Source organism: Citrobacter sp. C5_2, assembly GCF_014596845.2.
GTDB classification, from domain to species: Bacteria; Pseudomonadota; Gammaproteobacteria; order Enterobacterales; family Enterobacteriaceae; genus Citrobacter; species Citrobacter werkmanii.
In genome coordinates this window covers 4,572,692-4,591,215 of record NZ_CP115032.1, presented here as the reverse complement: position 1 = coordinate 4,591,215, position 18,524 = coordinate 4,572,692, and the positions used below count along the sequence as shown (strand labels likewise).

Annotated in this window: 14 protein-coding genes and 3 tRNA genes; 13 read left to right on the top strand and 4 right to left on the bottom strand. The window is 54.2% G+C overall.

All coding sequences use genetic code 11. The annotated features are described in order from the left end of the window. Nucleotides 1-64 precede the first annotated feature (64 nt). From mscM to rsgA, 3 genes are all read right to left on the bottom strand, one after another. Nucleotides 65-3,379: a miniconductance mechanosensitive channel MscM gene (gene mscM, locus ICA20_RS22315; protein ID WP_038636503.1), complete on the bottom strand. Its 3,315-nt coding sequence runs from the start codon at nucleotides 3,377-3,379 to the stop codon at nucleotides 65-67. A 17-nt stretch (nucleotides 3,380-3,396) separates the two neighbouring features. Further along, complete coding sequence (asd, locus tag ICA20_RS22310) at nucleotides 3,397-4,365, bottom strand: archaetidylserine decarboxylase (protein ID WP_038636505.1); 969 nt, start codon at nucleotides 4,363-4,365, stop codon at nucleotides 3,397-3,399. Nucleotides 4,366-4,462: 97 nt separating this feature from the next. Continuing rightward, on the bottom strand, nucleotides 4,463-5,515 hold the full coding sequence (rsgA, locus tag ICA20_RS22305; RefSeq protein ID WP_170973222.1) for a small ribosomal subunit biogenesis GTPase RsgA: 1,053 nt from the start codon (nucleotides 5,513-5,515) through the stop codon (nucleotides 4,463-4,465). A gap of 105 nt (nucleotides 5,516-5,620) precedes the next feature. Between rsgA and orn the strand changes: the two genes are divergently transcribed. The 4 genes from orn (at nucleotide 5,621) to ICA20_RS22285 (ending at nucleotide 6,828) form a co-directional block, all read left to right on the top strand. Beyond that, a complete protein-coding gene (gene orn / locus ICA20_RS22300) occupies nucleotides 5,621-6,166 on the top strand; it encodes an oligoribonuclease (RefSeq protein ID WP_006686300.1) in 546 nt (181 codons plus the stop codon). Nucleotides 6,167-6,407: 241 nt separating this feature from the next. Continuing rightward, nucleotides 6,408-6,483, top strand: a tRNA-Gly gene (locus ICA20_RS22295). A gap of 37 nt (nucleotides 6,484-6,520) precedes the next feature. Next, nucleotides 6,521-6,596: transfer RNA gene (locus ICA20_RS22290), tRNA-Gly, on the top strand. Nucleotides 6,597-6,752: 156 nt separating this feature from the next. Continuing rightward, nucleotides 6,753-6,828, top strand: a tRNA-Gly gene (locus ICA20_RS22285). Nucleotides 6,829-7,097: 269 nt separating this feature from the next. Here ICA20_RS22285 and queG read toward each other — a convergent pair. Beyond that, the gene (queG, locus tag ICA20_RS22280) at nucleotides 7,098-8,237 is read right to left on the bottom strand and encodes a tRNA epoxyqueuosine(34) reductase QueG (RefSeq protein ID WP_038636511.1); all 1,140 of its coding nucleotides are present in this window, start codon (nucleotides 8,235-8,237) and stop codon (nucleotides 7,098-7,100) included. Between queG and nnr the strand changes: the two genes are divergently transcribed. From nnr to hflC, 9 genes are all read left to right on the top strand, one after another. Then, complete coding sequence (nnr, locus tag ICA20_RS22275; protein WP_071888081.1) at nucleotides 8,236-9,783, top strand: bifunctional ADP-dependent NAD(P)H-hydrate dehydratase/NAD(P)H-hydrate epimerase; 1,548 nt, start codon at nucleotides 8,236-8,238, stop codon at nucleotides 9,781-9,783. The genes queG and nnr overlap by 2 nt on opposite strands. Continuing rightward, nucleotides 9,755-10,216, top strand: coding sequence for a tRNA (adenosine(37)-N6)-threonylcarbamoyltransferase complex ATPase subunit type 1 TsaE (tsaE, locus tag ICA20_RS22270; protein WP_008786002.1), 462 nt, complete (start codon nucleotides 9,755-9,757; stop codon nucleotides 10,214-10,216). Before nnr ends, tsaE begins: the two co-directional genes overlap by 29 nt. Before the next feature lie 16 nt (nucleotides 10,217-10,232). Then, nucleotides 10,233-11,564 carry an N-acetylmuramoyl-L-alanine amidase AmiB gene (gene amiB, locus ICA20_RS22265; RefSeq protein WP_038636515.1) on the top strand — a complete coding sequence of 444 codons (1,332 nt, stop codon included), beginning with the start codon at nucleotides 10,233-10,235 and terminating at the stop codon, nucleotides 11,562-11,564. A 9-nt stretch (nucleotides 11,565-11,573) separates the two neighbouring features. After that, nucleotides 11,574-13,427 (top strand): DNA mismatch repair endonuclease MutL, encoded by a 1,854-nt coding sequence (gene mutL, locus ICA20_RS22260; RefSeq protein ID WP_038636518.1) that lies wholly within the window; start codon nucleotides 11,574-11,576, stop codon nucleotides 13,425-13,427. Continuing rightward, nucleotides 13,420-14,370: a tRNA (adenosine(37)-N6)-dimethylallyltransferase MiaA gene (miaA, locus tag ICA20_RS22255; protein WP_038636521.1), complete on the top strand. Its 951-nt coding sequence runs from the start codon at nucleotides 13,420-13,422 to the stop codon at nucleotides 14,368-14,370. Before mutL ends, miaA begins: the two co-directional genes overlap by 8 nt. A gap of 84 nt (nucleotides 14,371-14,454) precedes the next feature. Further along, a complete protein-coding gene (hfq, locus tag ICA20_RS22250; protein WP_003025584.1) occupies nucleotides 14,455-14,763 on the top strand; it encodes an RNA chaperone Hfq in 309 nt (102 codons plus the stop codon). Nucleotides 14,764-14,837: 74 nt separating this feature from the next. Beyond that, a complete protein-coding gene (hflX, locus tag ICA20_RS22245) occupies nucleotides 14,838-16,118 on the top strand; it encodes a ribosome rescue GTPase HflX (RefSeq protein WP_003025589.1) in 1,281 nt (426 codons plus the stop codon). A 120-nt stretch (nucleotides 16,119-16,238) separates the two neighbouring features. Beyond that, nucleotides 16,239-17,492 carry an FtsH protease activity modulator HflK gene (gene hflK / locus ICA20_RS22240; RefSeq protein ID WP_038636524.1) on the top strand — a complete coding sequence of 418 codons (1,254 nt, stop codon included), beginning with the start codon at nucleotides 16,239-16,241 and terminating at the stop codon, nucleotides 17,490-17,492. 2 nt (nucleotides 17,493-17,494) lie between these two features. Then, on the top strand, nucleotides 17,495-18,499 hold the full coding sequence (gene hflC, locus ICA20_RS22235; protein WP_003830491.1) for a protease modulator HflC: 1,005 nt from the start codon (nucleotides 17,495-17,497) through the stop codon (nucleotides 18,497-18,499). The last annotated feature ends 25 nt before the right edge of the window (nucleotides 18,500-18,524 follow it).

Sequence of the window (18,524 nt, the reverse complement as noted above, 5' to 3'; positions counted from 1 at the left end):
CATTTTCGTAGGCCGGATAAGACCCAACGGGTCGCCATCCGGCATGTCTTGCCTGAATCATGCGCTACAAACTTCCTGCCGGGCGGCTGGCTCTGCCCGCAGAACTTAACGTTCTTCCCGTTTGTTTACCGCCAAGGCTCTCCAGACGCATCTGGAACGGCGGGAATGGCATATCAATACCGTGTTCGCGGAAGCCTGCCAGAATCAGCTGGTGGATCTCATGACGCAGCGGCATACGGTGTCCCATCTCTGCGGCATAAATACGCAGTTCGAAGATTTGAATCCCCTGCTGCAGATCTACCAGAAAGACTTCTGGTGCCGGGTTATCGATAACCAGCGAACAGCGCTGCGCGGCAGTCAGCAAAATCTGCGTGACCTCCTCGCTGTTAGCCTCTGACGGCGCCGGGATAGTTAACACCACACGGGTGACCGAATCTGATAACGACCAGTTGATAAACTGCTCGGTGATAAAGGCCTTATTGGGCACGATGATCTCTTTGCGGTCCCAGTCGCTGATGGTGGTGGCGCGAGTGTTAATCTTCGTCACGCTACCGGTAAGATCGCGAATGGTCACCGTGTCGCCAATGCGAATCGGTTTCTCAAACAGGATAATCAGGCCGGAAATAAAGTTGGCGAAGATTTCCTGCAAACCAAAGCCCAGACCAACACCGAGAGCAGCCACCAGCCATTGCAGTTTGGACCACTCAATGCCGATCATCGAGAAGCCAACCAGACCGCCAATCAGCATCAGCAAATACTTGGTAATGGTGGTAATGGCGTAACCGGTGCCGGGGGTTAAATCCAGATGTTGCAGCAGCGCCAGCTCCAGCAACGCGGGGAGGTTGCGCACTAACTGGGTGGTGATGATAAATACCAGTATCGCGATGAGCACCGCGCCCAGCGTGATCGGCTCTAAGCTTTCCACGCCTTGCACCGTAGAGGTGACATCCCACAACGAGATGTTTTCCAGGAAGCCAAATGCGGAATGAATTTCCGACCACAGCACAATGACTGAAAGCAGGGCGATAAGCATCAAAATAGAGCGCACCAGACGCAGCGATTGCGCGCTGATCGCGTCCAGATCCACTTCGCTTTCATCAACGTCAATCGCGCCTTCAAGACTGGTGGAGTGCGGCGGTTCTTCTTCACCCCGCGCGCGCTGCGCCAGCATTTCGGCGCGTCGATGCTTGGCGCGGTCGAACGCCAGACGGCGGCGTTGGATCAGCATCCAGCGGCGGATGACGTGATACACCACCAGTAACAAGAACCAGATAGCCACGGACGTTTCCAGACGCGCCAGCAAAGCTTGCGATGTGGCGAGATAGCCCACTGCGGCCGCGAGGATGGCAATCAGCGGCGCGCCCATCAGCATATTCCATAGCATGCTGTTGACCATGTTATCGCTGTTGCCCTCTTTATCGAGATACAGCGGTATTCCGGCGCGCTTCAGGCTCAGAGTCACGACCGCCAGTGCGCCGCAAATCAAGATAAAGCACAAGCGTCCCAATGAGGCGGAGAATTCCCGGTCATTGAGGTTATCAAACATAATTACCGCCATGATCAGCGGGACAATCAGTCCGATGCTCATCAGGTAATAGTGCATAGCCTTCGCGACGCGATTACGCGGCCAGCCAAAGTGGGCAATGAACAGACCGTTAGGGCGTGCAAAGGTGGCGCAAATCATCACCGCCCATAGCATGGGCACCGTGGCAGTTACGCCATCGCCGATAGCGACGGCCAACGGATAAGGCCAGGCTTCCTGCAAACCGTAACCCAGGGTGGCCCACAGTACCGGTAGCGGCGAGGCGACGAGTATTGACCAGAATACCGTACGTATCGTCAGCCAGAAGTGGTCCTGGGTCACCTTACCCACCCGCGCGGACGAGCGTTCAAGAAAACGGGTAAAGTGTTTGCGAGAATAGAGGCTAAATCCAACCAGTACCAACGCACCGAACAGCGGTAGTAGCGTTTCTTTGCTGGTCAGCATCATGATGCTGGCTTTACCTAACTGATTAAAGGTATCTAATGAGATCAGACGCCGCAGATCCTGAACAATGTCGACAGGCCAGGAGAGGGAGATAGGGCTGACGTCAGACGTCCAGAACAGATAGCGGTGCGTCGCTTCGTTGACCTCTTTTAGCGCATCTTCCAGTTGGCTATTGGAGACTTTTAGTTTGGTCAGCTCAAGGATCAGCGTATCGCCACCCTGTAACAGAGAGTTCAGCAATTCACGCTGAGTGCGCAACTGGGCGTTGAGGATGCTGCTCTGTTCCGCGGTCAGCGGTTGCCCATCGGCCTGATGGATCTGGCGTAGTTGCGGCTGTTTATTGAGGAGATCTTCATAGCGCATACGATGCACACGTAGCTGCGCCATTTCGGTATCTAACTGCTGAGGTTTGGGCATTTCGGGCAGACGAGATACCTGCGCGCGTAGCGCTTCCCCCAGCATATTCGAGACCCCAAGCCACTGGGACTGTTCGCGCAGCGTATTCAACGCCTGCCGCACCTGCAGCGTTTGGCTGGTGGCCTGACGCTGTTGCGACGCGACCAGATCCATACGCTGCGCCTGCTGGTTTAAGGCCTGGGACAGTTCGCGGTTTACCTTGAACTGGTCAACAATGCCTTCGGGCAGCCCCGCGCTGTTTTCCGCCAGCAGTTCGGTACTCTCCAGCGCTCGCTCAGCTTCACGCTGCCGCTGACTGTTGAGTTGATTACGTAATGCCTGCAGATAGGCGTCGAGCTGTTGGCTCTGTTTTTCCGCCAGTTCTGAGCGCATACGTGCCAGTTCCTGACGGTTGTTGGCGGAAAGCTGCGCCAGCTCCAGTTCATCGACCAGGGCTTTGAGTTTGGCGGACTCAGCCTGCATCGCCTGATTCTGCGCGGGATTGGCGTTGGCGGTACCAATACGCCGCTCAAGCTCATTTAGTTGGCGGCGGGCATCGGTTTGCTGTTGAGGAAGCTGACTTAACGAGTCGGCGATTTCCCGGGCGCGATCCTGCTCCTGCTGGGCCTGACGACTCTTTTCCAGCAACTGACTGCTGACCTGGAGGATCTCCTGGTTTAACGCATCAGTTGTCAGTCCGGTTGGTACGTTGCGCGGTTCGTCACGCAGATTGCTAAGCTGTGCGCGTAGCGTTGCGGAGAGCTTGGGGAAGTTATCAATAACCTGCTGGTATTGCGCGGCGCGCTCGAGAGAGCCTTTCCGCTCCTCAAGGGCATTCAGCGCGGACTGGAGAGCCTCGACGGTTTCTGGCTGAGCGGGTTTCGCCGCCTTGGCCTGCTCCAGTTCCTGGGTGAGTTGTTTGGCGTCGGGGGCCGTCGCAGCGTACGCCCCCAGGCTGAGGCACCAGGCCATCAGAAAAGTGATAATCAGGCGCACAGCAGCGATTCCTATGTTTAAGTTTCGTCTTTTTTGTCGTCAACCAGCGGGCTGGCGTCGTGTTCTGCTTCGATCTCTTCTTTCGGCAGCGGGGCAGGTTCTGCCTCTGGCGTCACGAAAGTCTCGGTTGAGATGGCCATTGGCTGACCGATTTTCGTGACTGAAAGGTCCTGCAATTGCTCAACCAGGTTAACTTTGCCCGGTGCGAACAGGTTGATGACGGTGGAACCGAGCTTAAAGCGGCCCATTTCCTGACCTTTCAGCAGTGCCACTGACCCTTCGCTTTCGCCTTCAGGCCAGGTCCAGCGTTTAATTACGCCTTCGCGCGGTGGGGTAATGGTGCCAGCCCATACGGTTTCAATGCTGCCAACGATAGTCGCCCCGACCAGAATTTGCACCATTGGGCCAAACTCGGTATCAAACAGGCAAATAACGCGTTCGTTACGGGCAAACAGATTAGGTACGTTTTGCGCTGTCAGGATGTTTACAGAGAAGAGGTCGCCTGGCACGTACATCATTTCGCGCAGGATACCGTTACATGGCATATGTACCCGGTGGTAATCGCGTGGTGATAAGTAAGTGGTCACAAACGTACCGTTGCGGAATTTGTCCGCCATCTGGTAGTTGCCGGCCAGCAGCGCTTCAAGCGTATAGCTGTGCCCTTTGGCCTGTAACAGCTTGTCTTCTTCGATGTTACCTAACTGGTTGATCACGCCGTCGGCAGGCATGACCAGTACATTCGGATCGGTATTGACTGGACGAGCCTCGTCGCGCAGGGGACGAACAAAGAAGTCGTTAAAGGTGCGATAGCTGGCGGTATCCGGCTTTTGCGCCTCTTTCATATCGACCTTGTAATATTTCACGAACAGATCGATCACCAGTTTGGTCAGCCATCCCGCTCGTTTGCTCGCACCCCAGCCCGCCAGGCGAGTGAGCCATAGTTTCGGCAGAATGTATTGTAGCGAAAGCTTAAATGAGTTTAACAAGGTAGCCTCCAGGCCATAATTTGTTCCCGATCCGGCATATGGGCCGGATCCTGAAAAAGGGGACGATTCTAGCGATGCTTAGCTTAGTTGTCAGTTGTCAGTTGTCAGTATCAGAAAAGTTTTTACGCGTTTTTACCTGCGCCATGCTTTCCAGGATGCGGTGATAATTTTCAAACCGAGTTTCGGCTATTTCCCCTTTTTCTACAGCCTCACGGATAGCGCAGCCTGGATCGGCATCATGCTTGCAGTCGCGATATTTGCAATGACCCAGGTAGTCATGGAATTCGACAAAGCCATGGGTGATTTGTTCCGGTTCCAGATGCCACAGTCCGAACTCGCGTACGCCAGGGGAGTCGATAACGTCGCCGCCGTGCGGGAAGTGATACAGGCGAGAAGCGGTGGTGGTGTGCTGCCCAAGACCGGAGTTGTCGGAGACATCGTTGGTCAGGATCGCTTCCTGCAGGCCGAGAAGGTTATTGAGCAGGCTGGATTTACCTACACCCGACTGGCCGGCAAAAATGCTGATACGACCGGTTAACGCTTCTTCAAGCGGTTTCAGACCGTCTTTCGTGCGGCTTGATACCATCAATACGCGATAGCCAATGTTGCGATAGATATCCATCTGTTCGTTAACGAAGGCCATACCTTCGGCATCCAGCAGATCGATCTTATTCAGTACGATAATCGGTTCAACGTGTAGCGTTTCGCAGGCGACCAGATAGCGGTCGATAATATTAAGCGACAGCTCGGGTAAGATGGCTGAGACAATAACGATCTGATCGATATTGGCGGCAATGGGTTTTACCCCATCGTAAAAGTCAGGACGTGTGAGCACCGAGGTACGTTCGTGAACCGCCTCAACGATGCCTTTGACATTTACCCCTTCTGCTGCCGCTTTACCTGGACGCCAGACTACGCGATCGCCGGTAACCAGCGAACGAATTGTGCGGCGGATGTTGCAGCGGTGAATATCACCGTCAGCAGACTCCACGTCGGCATGCATGCCAAAACGGCTGATAACGATGCCCTCAGCAGTTTCGCCAAACAGGTTGTCGTCATAGTCGGGCTTCTCCGCGGACGTTTTAAGACGACGCTGGTGATTGGCGTTCACACGGCGCTGTTGGCCTTTGGAGAGTTTATTCTTACTCAATCGGACTGGCTCCTGGTCGCCCATGATGGGCAAAACATTTATGATACACGCAATTTTAGATGAATATAGTCACACTGAATGTGACGCTGAAGGGTGGAAAATAGCATGAGTGCCAATGAAAACAACCTGATTTGGATCGATCTGGAGATGACTGGTCTGGATCCCGAGCGCGATCGCATTATTGAGATCGCCACACTGGTGACGGATGCCAACTTAAATATTCTGGCTGAAGGACCGACGATTGCGGTGCACCAGTCTGACGAACAACTGGCATTAATGGATGACTGGAACGTACGTACGCATACCGGTAGCGGGCTGGTGGAACGGGTAAAGGCGAGCACCATGGGCGATCGCGAAGCAGAACTGGCCACGCTGGCCTTTTTGCAAGAATGGGTTCCGGCAGGAAAATCACCTATCTGCGGCAACAGCATCGGTCAGGATCGTCGTTTCCTGTTTAAATACATGCCGGAGCTGGAAGCGTATTTCCATTATCGCTATCTCGACGTCAGCACGCTGAAGGAACTGGCGCGTCGTTGGAAGCCGGAAATCCTTGCTGGCTTCACCAAGCAGGGAACGCATCAGGCGATGGATGATATTCGTGAGTCGGTTGCTGAGCTGGCTTACTACCGCGAACATTTTATTAAGCTTTGATTTTGTGGATTGCCGGGTGGCGGCTGCGCCTTACCCGGCCTACGAAAATCGTTCCTGCGAGCTTGCACTAAGTCAGGATTGTCGCTAAATTAAACGACTTGCCGATAAATTCAGCACTTAAACGAAAAAACAAGAAAATCGCTTTTAGGGGGGTTGCAGCTAAACGGATTTCTCGTATAATGCGCCTCCCGTAACGACAGAGAATTACGCGTTACGGCAGCAACAAAAGCAGTACAGATTTGCGGGAATAGCTCAGTTGGTAGAGCACGACCTTGCCAAGGTCGGGGTCGCGAGTTCGAGTCTCGTTTCCCGCTCCAAAATTTGAAAGTGCTTATTAAGCACAGACGCACCCAAGCGGGAATAGCTCAGTTGGTAGAGCACGACCTTGCCAAGGTCGGGGTCGCGAGTTCGAGTCTCGTTTCCCGCTCCAAAATTTGAAAGTGCTTATTAAGCACAGACCACCAATCGCAGGATTTCGAATTGCGACAAGGCGGCAACTGAATGAGTCCTCAGGAGCTTACTGAAGTAAGTGGCTAAGGCGAGTGAAGGCAGCCAACGCAGTAGCGGTTCGAAAGACGAAGATTATGCGGGAATAGCTCAGTTGGTAGAGCACGACCTTGCCAAGGTCGGGGTCGCGAGTTCGAGTCTCGTTTCCCGCTCCAAATTCTTACCTCAAAAAAAATATCCACAACGAAGAATCGCGTTGGGGACGTTTTGTTTCGTCGTTGACATACTCTTGTAAACAGACTTATCCACAGGTCCAGGTATTATTCCTGGAATGCAAAAAACTTCGCCTGGTTAATAGTATCATTTTAACACATTGAAATTACTGGATTAATTATCATTTCAAATTGTTAATGCGATCACTTGACGATTTTTTCCCTCTTGAATATCAATGTGTTTTTATTTTTATACACAAGCTGTGGATGACTTAAGCGTCGCGCGGTAGACCCTTTTCGATGACCCTGACTAAACGTTGTTTCTTCGGCAACTGCACCTCAACTACGCAGGCGTTTCGCTTCTCAATTTGCTGAGCAACCGCCCACGCTATGTGTTCGTCGAGAAGTGGGTGCTCACCTCTACGGTTTTCCAGGGCGTTAATTACGGCTTCATCCCAGGGTGCATTGCCCAACGCAACAGCGATATTTCGCAGCCAGCGCAGATGACCAATACGACGAATGGCAGACCCCTCAGTGACTTTTAAAAACCACGCTTCGCTCCAGCTAAACAGCTCTATTAACTCCGGAGCATGAAGCTGCTTGCGTGGGCTAAAGTCATCCTCGACCGTCAACTGCGAATAGCGGTTCCAGGGACAAATGAGCTGACAATCATCGCAGCCGTAAATGCGATTCCCCAACAAGGGACGAAACGCTTCAGGGATAGCGCCTTCCAGTTCGATAGTGAGATAAGAGATACAACGGCGCGCATCTACGGTGTAGGGTTCAACGATGGCCCCGGTGGGACAGATAGTCATACAGGCGACACATTTCCCGCATCCTTCTTCTACTGGCTTATCGATCGGCAAGGGCAAGTCGATCAGTAATTCACCAAGGAAGAAAAATGAACCGGCTTCGCGATTAAGGATAAGTGAGTGCTTACCTGTCCAGCCAAGCCCGGCTTTTTCCGCCAGCGGACGCTCAAGAATGGGCGCGGAATCGACAAAAGGTCTAAAATTCAGCGAAACGCAGTGTTGTTGAATCATCTCGCCCAGCTTTTTTAAGCGGTTACGCAGCAGCTTATGGTAGTCGCGCCCAAGCGCGTAGCGACTGACGTAACCCAGAGAGGGGTTTTTCAACGTGCTGGCAAAGGCCGCCTTGGCAGGGAGATAGTTCATACGTACGCTGATGACACGTAGCGTACCGGGCAATAATTCGTGAGGTCGGGCGCGCATCATGCCGTGACGGGCCATCCAGTCCATCTCGCCGTGATAGTGTTGATCCAGCCAGGCCTGCAGTTTGGGCTCCGCTTCGCTGAGGTCGGTATCGGCAATACCGACCTGCTGAAAGCCAAGCTCCAGCCCCCACTGCTTAATATTTTGCGCTAACTGATTGAGATCGAGGGGCTCTGACATGACGGACCATACAATGAAGAAAAACCCCGCAAGTATACCACACTCCATCTGGTACGCCGATGACATCAGGCGGATGGAGCGAGAGGCGGCAGACAGCTTAGGGCTGACGTTGTACGAACTGATGCAACGGGCGGGAGAGGCCGCGTTTCAGGTCGCCCGCGAAGCCTATCCGCACGCTCAACACTGGCTGGTGCTGTGCGGTCATGGCAACAACGGCGGCGATGGCTACGTAGTGGCAAGGCTTGCCAAAGCGCAGGGGCTTGAGGTCACGCTGCTGGCGCAAGAGAGTGACAAACCACTTCCGGAGGAAGCACAGCAGGCGCGCGATGCCTGGCTTAATGCCGGTGGCGTCATTCATGCTGCGGATATCACCTGGCCTGGTAGCGTGGACGTCATCATCGACGCGCTGTCAGGGACTGGCTTAAAACACGCGCCGCGTGAGGCTCTCTCGGTATTGATTGAACGTGCCAATACTTACCCAGCCCCCATCGTGGCGATAGATATTCCTTCCGGCCTGCTGGCGCAAACAGGGGCGACACCGGGTGCGGTCATCAATGCGGCGCATACCGTCACCTTTATTGCGCTCAAACCAGGCCTGTTAACCGGTAAAGCGCGCGATGTCACCGGACGCCTGCATGTTAACGCGCTTGGGCTGGACGACTGGCTGGCTGGGCAGAATGCGCCAATTCAACGTTTTGATGCTCTACAGCTTGCGCACTGGCTGACGCCACGCCGACCTACCTCGCACAAAGGTTCCCACGGTCGGCTGGTGATTATCGGCGGGGACCACGGGACGGCAGGCGCAATACGTATGGCCGGTGAAGCGGCGCTGCGTGCAGGAGCCGGGCTGGTCAAAGTGCTGACCCGCAGTGAAAACATCGCTCCGATTCTGACCGCCAGGCCGGAACTGATGGTTGATACGCTAACGCCGCAGACTCTGGATGAAAGCCTGGCGTGGGCGGATGTTGTCGTCATTGGTCCTGGGCTTGGTCAGCAGGAGTGGGGCAAAAAAGCGCTGCAAAAGGTCGAGAATTTTCGCAAACCGATGCTCTGGGATGCCGATGCGCTCAACCTGCTGGCATTCAACCCCGATAAACGTCACAATCGCGTGATCACGCCGCATCCGGGAGAAGCCGCGCGACTGCTGGGCTGTTCCATTGCAGAAATTGAAGACGATCGCTTACTTTGTGCACAACGTCTGGTAAAACGGTACGGAGGCGTGGTAGTGCTGAAAGGCGCGGGTACGGTTGTTGCTGCTGAACCGGCTGAGTTGGGTATTATTGCTACCGGCAATGCAGGCATGGCCAGCGGCGGAATGGGTGATGTGCTTTCCGGTATTATTGGCGCATTGCTCGGACAGAAGCTTACCCCGTATGATGCAGCATGTGCGGGATGTGTTGCGCACGGTGCGGCGGCGGATGTGCTGGCGGCGCGTTTTGGTACGCGCGGCATGCTGGCGACCGATCTCTTTACTACGCTACAGCGTATTGTTAACCCTGATGTGATTGACGTTTATCATGATGAATCGAGTAATTCCACTACCTGATGAACAGGCGACTTTAGACCTGGGACTGCGGGTAGCCAAAGCCTGTGACGGCGCGACGGTAATTTATTTGTACGGCGACCTGGGAGCGGGCAAAACCACTTTTAGCCGTGGATTCCTGCAGGCGTTAGGTCATAAAGGTAATGTCAAAAGCCCGACTTACACGCTGGTTGAACCCTATTCGCTCGATAATTTGATGGTTTATCACTTCGATCTGTATCGACTTGCGGACCCGGAGGAGCTGGAATTTATGGGGATCCGCGATTATTTTGCCAATGATGCCATCTGCCTGGTGGAATGGCCGCAACAAGGTAAAGGTGTTCTGCCAGACCCGGACGTCGAAATACACATCGAATACCAGGCACAAGGTCGAGAGGCGCGCGTAAGCGCAGTCTCCTCATCGGGTGATTTATTGCTGGCGCGTTTAGCCGATTAACCTTAAGGGTGGCGGGATGATTTATCGCATCAGAAACTGGCTGATGGCAACCCTGGTCCTGCTGTGCGCGCAGGCAGGGGCCGCCAGCCTCTCCGATCTTCAGGTTTCCAACGGCGATCAACAGGCGCGGATTACGCTGAGTTTTATCGGCGATCCTGAATACGCCGTTTCGCAGGATGGGAAACGAACCGTCGCGCTGGATATTAAACAAACCGGTGTGATTCAGGGATTACCGTTGCTGTTTAGCGGTAATAATCTGGTCAAATCTATCCGTTCCGGTACGCCAAAAGACGCGCAGTCTCTGCGCCTGCTGGTGGATTTAACCGAGAACGGCAAAGCCGATGCCGTAAAACGCCAGAACGGCGGTAATTATACCGTCGTGTTTACCATCAAGGCCGATGCGCCACCGCCGCCTCCACCGCCTCCGGTGGTTGCGAAACGTGTCGAAGCGCCGGTTGTCGCCCCGCGCCCTGCCGAGCCTGCACGTAATCCGTTTAAAGCGGAAAACGATCGCACTACGGCGGTTACCAGCAGTAATACTTCCACGCGACCTGCGGCGCGCGCCAGCACCAATAGCGGCGACAAAGTGGTTATCGCCATTGATGCCGGGCATGGCGGACAGGATCCCGGCGCAATTGGTCCCGGCGGTACGCGTGAGAAAAATGTCACGATTGCCGTGGCGCGTAAACTACGCAGTTTGCTGAATGATGACCCGATGTTTAAAGGCGTCCTCACCCGCGATGGCGATTACTTCATCTCGGTCATGGGACGTTCCGACGTTGCGCGTAAACAAAACGCCAACTTCCTGGTTTCGATTCATGCTGACGCCGCGCCAAACCGGGATGCCACTGGCGCTTCCGTCTGGGTACTGTCAAACCGCCGGGCGAACAGTGAAATGGCTGGCTGGCTGGAACAGCATGAGAAGCAATCAGAATTGTTAGGTGGTGCGGGCGATGTGCTGGCCAACAGCCAGGCCGATCCTTACCTCAGCCAGGCCGTGCTGGATCTGCAGTTCGGTCATTCGCAACGCGTCGGGTATGATGTGGCGACCAGCATGATCGGGCAGTTAGAACGTATTGGCTCAATGCATAAACGTCGGCCGGAACACGCCAGTCTTGGGGTACTCCGTTCGCCGGATATCCCGTCAGTGCTGGTTGAAACTGGCTTTATCAGTAACAACAGCGAAGAGCGTCTGTTGGCGAGCGATGATTACCAGCAGCAACTGGCCGAGGCGATTTACAAAGGATTACGTAACTATTTCCAGGCGCACCCGATGCAAACCGGGCCGCAGGGCGCACCGGCGCAAACCGCCAGCGCCGTGTCGCCTGGCAACACGTTAACAAATTAAGGATTAGCCATGCCGATTCAGGTTCTACCGCCACAGTTGGCGAACCAGATTGCCGCGGGCGAGGTGGTAGAACGGCCTGCGTCAGTGGTGAAAGAACTGGTGGAAAACAGTATCGATGCTGGCGCGACGCGTATTGATATTGATATCGAACGCGGCGGCGTGAAGCTTATTCGTATTCGTGACAACGGCTGCGGGATTAAAAAAGACGAGCTGGCGCTGGCGCTGGCGCGTCATGCCACCAGTAAAATTGCCTCGCTTGACGATCTCGAAGCCATCGTGAGCCTTGGGTTTCGCGGCGAAGCGTTAGCCAGTATTAGCTCGGTCTCTCGTTTAACCCTGACGTCGCGCACGCAAGAGCAGCCTGAAGCCTGGCAAGCCTATGCTGAAGGACGCGACATGGATGTCACGGTTAAACCCGCCGCGCATCCGGTGGGTACCACGCTGGAGGTGTTGGATCTGTTCTACAACACCCCGGCGCGGCGCAAGTTTATGCGCACCGAGAAAACCGAATTTAATCATATCGATGAGATTATCCGCCGCATTGCGCTGGCGCGTTTTGATGTGACGATTAATTTGTCGCACAACGGCAAAGTGGTGCGTCAGTACCGTGCAGTGGCTGCGGATGGACAAAAAGAGCGCCGTCTGGGCGCGATTTGCGGTATGCCGTTTCTGGAACATGCGCTGGCGATTGAATGGCAGCATGGCGATTTGACGCTACGGGGCTGGGTAGCCGATCCTCACCACACAACGACGGCGCTGGCGGAAATCCAGTACTGTTACGTGAATGGCAGGATGATGCGTGACCGCCTGATCAACCACGCTATCCGCCAGGCCTGTGAAGATAAGCTGGGCGCCGATCAGCAGCCGGCATTTGTTTTATATCTGGAAATCGATCCGCATCAGGTGGATGTTAATGTGCATCCCGCCAAACATGAAGTCCGTTTCCATCAGTCGCGTCTGGTGCATGATTTTATCTACCAGGGCGTATTGAGCGTTCTGCAACAGCAGCTTGAAACGCCGCTGCCGTTGGCTGATGACGACGAACCTGCCCCACGGCACATCCCGGAAAACCGCGTTGCAGCCGGACGTAACCATTTTGCCGAGCCCGCTCCGGCGCGTGAAGCTGCTGCACCTCGCTACTCTGCCCCCGCTGGCGGTGGCGGTCGTCAGGCGGGCGCCAGCTGGCCTCATGCCCAGCCTGGATATCAAAAGCAGCAGGGTGAGATTTATCAGCAACTGCTGCAGACGCCAATTCCAACGCGTAAAGCGCCGGTATCTGAAGCGCCATCGGCTCCTCTGACCGGTAACAGTCAGGGGTTTGGTCGGGTGCTAACGATTGTCGGTGCGGACTGCGCGTTACTCGAATGCGATGGTCATATTCGGTTACTGGCATTACCTGTGGCGGAACGTTGGCTGCGTCAGGCGCAATTAACGCCAGGACAGGGGGCTGTTTGCGCCCAACCATTACTGATTCCTTTACGTCTAAAAGTGACCGCCGATGAAAAAGCGGCGCTGCAGAAAGGGCAGAGCCAACTGGCCGATCTGGGCATTGAATTTCAACTGGATGCGCAGCATGTGACCATCCGGGCAGTGCCTTTACCCTTACGCCAACAAAATTTACAAATCTTGATTCCTGAACTGATAGGCTACCTGGCGCAGCAGTCCGTATTCGAGCCGGGCAATATTGCACAGTGGATTGCACGTAACCTGATTAGCGAGCATCCGCAGTGGAGCATGGCCCAGGCGATTACGCTGTTAGCGGATGTTGAGCGGCTTTGCCCACAACTCGTGAAGGCGCCGCCGGGTGGTCTGTTACAACCTGTTGATTTACATTCGGTAATGAATGCCCTGAAACATGAGTGATACCCGTAAGGCGAGCCTGCCAAAGGCGATTTTTTTAATGGGGCCAACGGCCTCCGGTAAAACAGCGCTCGCAATTGAATTGCGTAAAGTTTTGCCTGTAGAGTTGATAAGCGTTGATTCCGCCCTTATTTACAAAGGGATGGATATCGGTACAGCCAAGCCTGATGCAGATGAATTACAGGCCGCGCCGCACCGATTACTGGATATTCGCGATCCGTCGCAAGCGTACTCTGCTGCGGATTTTCGCCGCGATGCGTTAGCCGAGATGGCCGATATCACCGCCGCGGGGCGTATTCCGCTGCTGGTGGGCGGCACAATGTTATATTTCAAAGCCTTGCTTGAAGGGCTGTCGCCGTTACCGTCGGCGGACCCGGACGTCAGGGCCAGAATTGAGCAGCAGGCGGCAGAGCATGGGTGGGATGCGTTACACCGACAGCTTCAGGAGATCGATCCCGTAGCTGCCGCGCGTATTCATCCAAATGATCCGCAAAGACTTTCCCGGGCACTGGAAGTTTTTTTCATTTCGGGTAAAACTTTAACGGAGCTGACGCAAACGTCAGGAGATGCTTTGCCGTATGAGGTGCATCAGTTTGCAATCGCCCCGGCGAGCCGTGAACTGCTCCATCAGCGAATTGAGCAGCGTTTTCATCAGATGTTAGCTTCAGGTTTTGAAGCAGAAGTCCGGGCGCTTTTTGCCCGTGGAGATTTGCATACGGATTTGCCTTCCATTCGTTGTGTCGGGTATCGCCAGATGTGGTCATACATTGAAGGCGAAATTTCATACGATGAAATGGTTTATAGAGGTGTTTGCGCCACGAGGCAGTTGGCGAAGCGGCAGGTGACCTGGTTGCGTGGTTGGGAAGGGGTGCACTGGCTTGACAGTGAAAAGCCTGACCAGGCGCGAAACGAAGTATTACAGGTTGTTGGTGCTATCGCGAACTGAATGTGTACAATTGAAACGTATCGTGCGCAATTTTTCAGAATCGAAAGGTTCAAAGTACAAATAAGCATATAAGGAAAAGAGAGAATGGCTAAGGGGCAATCTTTACAAGATCCGTTCCTGAACGCACTGCGTCGGGAACGTGTTCCAGTTTCTATTTATTTGGTGAATGGTATTAAGCTGCAAGGTCAAATCGAGTCTTTTGATCAGTTCGTGATCCTGTTGAAAAACACGGTCAGCCAGATGGTTTATAAGCACGCGATTTCTACTGTTGTCCCGTCTCGCCCGGTTTCCCATCACAGCAATAATGCCACCGGCGGCACTGGCAGCAACTACCATCACGGTAGCAACGCGCAAGGTTCATCTGCGCAACAGGACAGCGAAGAAACCGAATAAGGTTGATTGCTGTTTTACATACGGGGAGCCAGCGAACCTGCGTTCCCCGTTGATACATATTAAGGGGTTGACGCTTGTTTGACCGTTATGATGCCGGTGAGCAGGCGGTACTGGTACACATCTATTTTTCGCAAGACAAAGATATGGAAGACCTCCAGGAGTTTGAATCCCTGGTCTCTTCCGCCGGTGTCGAAGCAATGCAGGTGATTACCGGGAGCCGTAAAGCACCGCACCCGAAGTATTTTGTTGGTGAAGGCAAGGCAATCGAAATTGCCGAAGCCGTAAAAGCGACTGGCGCTGCGGTGGTGATTTTTGATCATGCTCTAAGCCCTGCCCAGGAACGTAACCTGGAACAATTGTGCCAGTGTCTGGTTATCGACAGGACTGGTCTTATTCTGGATATTTTTGCCCAGCGTGCGCGAACCCATGAGGGTAAGTTGCAGGTTGAGCTGGCGCAACTGCGCCATATGGCTACGCGTTTGGTCCGTGGCTGGACCCACCTTGAAAGGCAAAAGGGCGGGATTGGTTTGCGCGGTCCGGGTGAAACCCAGCTCGAAACCGACCGTCGTTTGCTGCGTAATCGCATTTTGCAGATACAGTCGCGCCTGGAAAAAGTTGAAAAGCAACGTGAGCAGGGGCGACAGTCGCGTAAGAAAGCGGATGTCCCGACCGTATCACTGGTGGGATATACCAACGCCGGAAAATCCACCCTGTTCAACCAGATAACTGAAGCCCGGGTCTACGCAGCGGATCAACTGTTTGCGACCCTGGACCCGACCCTGCGGCGGATCGACGTCGCGGATGTCGGTGAAACCGTGCTGGCGGATACCGTAGGGTTTATCCGTCACTTACCGCACGACCTGGTGGCGGCATTTAAAGCCACCTTGCAGGAAACACGTCAGGCGACATTGCTGCTGCACGTTATTGATGCAGCAGATTTTCGTGTGCAAGAAAACATCGAGGCCGTCGATACGGTGCTTGAGGAGATCGATGCGCATGAGATCCCGACCCTGCTGGTGATGAATAAAATCGATATGCTGGATGACTTTGAACCGCGTATCGACAGAGATGAAGAGAATAAACCCATTCGCGTTTGGGTTTCAGCGCAAACGGGAATAGGTATACCACAGCTTTTTCAGGCTTTGACTGAGCGGCTTTCCGGTGAGGTGGCGCAGCATACGTTGCGTTTGCCGCCGCAGGAAGGGCGTCTGAGAAGCCGGTTTTATCAACTTCAGGCAATAGAAAAAGAGTGGATGGAGGAGGACGGCAGCGTAGGTCTGCAGGTTCGTATGCCGATCGTAGACTGGCGTCGCCTCTGTAAACAAGAACCGGCACTGGAAGACTATGTTGTCTGATCTGACGGATATGGCCTGAAGATTTTTTCGCCTCTATACCTTGTGGATTTTGCGTAGCCAACGCATCGGCAGCACAAAAGACGCAGGTATAGCATCGCATAACAAATATGGAGCACAAAAATGGCGTGGAATCAGCCCGGTAATAACGGACAAGACCGCGACCCGTGGGGAAGCAGCAAACCTGGCGGCAACCCTGAGGGAAATGGAAACAAAGGTGGGCGCGATCAGGGACCTCCCGATCTGGATGATATCTTCCGCAAACTGAGCAAAAAGCTCGGTGGTCTGGGCGGCGGTAAAGGTACTGGTTCTGGCGGCGGTAGTTCATCGCAAGGTCCGCGTCCGCAACTGGGCGGTCGGGTCTTTACTATCGCTGCGGCCGCTATCGTCATAATCTGGGCGGCCAGCGGTTTCTACACCATTAAAGAAGCGGAACGCGGCGTGGTGACACGCTTCGGTAAATTCAGCCATTTGGTTGAGCCGGGTCTGAACTGGAAGCCGACCTTTATCGACGAAGTGACCCCGGTCAACGTTGAAGCCGTGCGTGAACTTGCCGCATCTGGCGTCATGCTGACATCTGACGAAAACGTTGTGCGCGTTGAAATGAACGTGCAGTACCGCGTGACCGATCCGCAGCGTTACCTGTTTAGCGTAACCAGCGCGGATGACAGCCTGCGTCAGGCAACCGACAGCGCACTGCGTGGCGTTATTGGGAAGTACACTATGGACCGTATCCTGACCGAAGGGCGTACCGTTATTCGTAGCGATACCCAGCGTGAACTGGAAGAAACGATCCGTCCGTACAACATGGGTATCACCCTGCTGGACGTCAACTTCCAGGCCGCACGTCCGCCGGAAGAGGTAAAAGCCGCGTTTGACGATGCGATTGCCGCGCGCGAAAACGAACAGCAGTACATCCGTGAAGCGGAAGCGTACACCAACGAAGTTCAGCCGCGTGCGAACGGTCAGGCGCAGCGTATTCTGGAAGAAGCGCGTGCTTACAAAACGCAAACCATCCTGGAAGCCCAGGGTGAAGTGGCGCGCTTCGCGAAAATTCTGCCGGAATATAAAGCCGCGCCGCAAATTACTCGCGAGCGTCTGTATATCGAGACCATGGAAAAAGTGCTGAGCAATACCCGCAAAGTCCTTGTTAACGATAAAGGCAGCAATCTGATGGTTCTGCCGCTGGATCAAATGCTGAAAGGCGGTAGTGTGCCAGCAGCAAAGAGTGACAGCAGTTCAAACCTGCTGCGTCTGCCGCCAGCGACGACCTCCAGCACTGGAGCAAGCAACACCTCGTCCACCAGTCAGGGCGATATTATGGACCAACGCCGCGCGAACGCGCAGCGTAACGACTACCAGCGTCAGGGGGAATAACGATGCGTAAGTCAGTTATTGCGATTATCATCATCGTTCTGGTAGTTCTGTTCATGTCTGTCTTTGTGGTCAAAGAAGGCGAGCGCGGTATTACGCTGCGCTTTGGTAAAGTTCTGCGTGATGATGAAAACAAGCCGCTGGTCGTTGCACCTGGCCTGCACTTCAAGATTCCGTTTATTGAATCAGTGAAGATGCTGGATGCGCGTATTCAGACCATGGACAACCAGGCCGATCGCTTTGTCACCAAAGAGAAGAAAGACCTGATCGTTGACTCCTACATCAAGTGGCGCATCAGTGACTTTAGCCGTTACTACCTGGCAACGGGCGGTGGCGATGTTTCTCAGGCAGAAGTCCTGCTGAAACGTAAGTTCTCTGACCGTCTGCGTTCTGAAATCGGTCGTCTCGACGTGAAAGACATCGTTACCGATTCCCGTGGTCGTCTGACTCTGGAAGTCCGTGACGCGCTGAACTCCGGTTCTGCTGGTACGGAAGATGAAGTCGCGACGCCGGCGGCGGATAGTGCGATTGCCGAAGCGGCTGAGCGTGTTCAGGCTGAAACGAACGGTAAAGTACCGGTCATCAACCCGAACAGTATGGCGGCGTTGGGGATCGAAGTGGTTGACGTGCGTATTAAGCAAATTAACCTGCCTGCGGAAGTATCTGAGGCTATCTACAACCGTATGCGCGCTGAGCGTGAAGCGGTAGCGCGTCGCCATCGTTCACAAGGTCAGGAAGAAGCGGAAAAACTGCGTGCAACGGCGGATTACGAAGTAACGAAAACGCTGGCAGAATCTGAGCGTCAGGGCCGCATTATGCGCGGTGAAGGCGATGCAGAAGCCGCTAAACTGTTTGCCGACGCGTTCAGCCAGGATCCTGACTTCTACGCCTTCATTCGTAGCCTGCGTGCATATGAGAAGAGCTTCGAAGGTAACCAGGACGTGATGGTCATGAGCCCGGACAGCGATTTCTTCCGCTACATGAAGACACCGAATACCGCGACACGCTAAAATAGTTTCAGCGGTTTTAAACCAG

Excerpts from the sequence above, each read along its gene's own strand:
- hflK (WP_038636524.1), top strand. The coding sequence starts at position 16,239 with ATGGCGTGGAATCAGCCCGGTAATAACGGACAAGACCGCGACCCGTGG.
- amiB (WP_038636515.1), top strand. The coding sequence starts at position 10,233 with ATGATTTATCGCATCAGAAACTGGCTGATGGCAACCCTGGTCCTGCTG.
- nnr (WP_071888081.1), top strand. The coding sequence starts at position 8,236 with ATGACGGACCATACAATGAAGAAAAACCCCGCAAGTATACCACACTCC.
- hflC (WP_003830491.1), top strand. The coding sequence starts at position 17,495 with ATGCGTAAGTCAGTTATTGCGATTATCATCATCGTTCTGGTAGTTCTG.
- miaA (WP_038636521.1), top strand. The coding sequence starts at position 13,420 with ATGAGTGATACCCGTAAGGCGAGCCTGCCAAAGGCGATTTTTTTAATG.
- hfq (WP_003025584.1), top strand. The coding sequence starts at position 14,455 with ATGGCTAAGGGGCAATCTTTACAAGATCCGTTCCTGAACGCACTGCGT.
- tsaE (WP_008786002.1), top strand. The coding sequence starts at position 9,755 with ATGATGAATCGAGTAATTCCACTACCTGATGAACAGGCGACTTTAGAC.
- orn (WP_006686300.1), top strand. The coding sequence starts at position 5,621 with ATGAGTGCCAATGAAAACAACCTGATTTGGATCGATCTGGAGATGACT.
- mutL (WP_038636518.1), top strand. The coding sequence starts at position 11,574 with ATGCCGATTCAGGTTCTACCGCCACAGTTGGCGAACCAGATTGCCGCG.
- queG (WP_038636511.1), bottom strand. The coding sequence starts at position 8,237 with ATGTCAGAGCCCCTCGATCTCAATCAGTTAGCGCAAAATATTAAGCAG.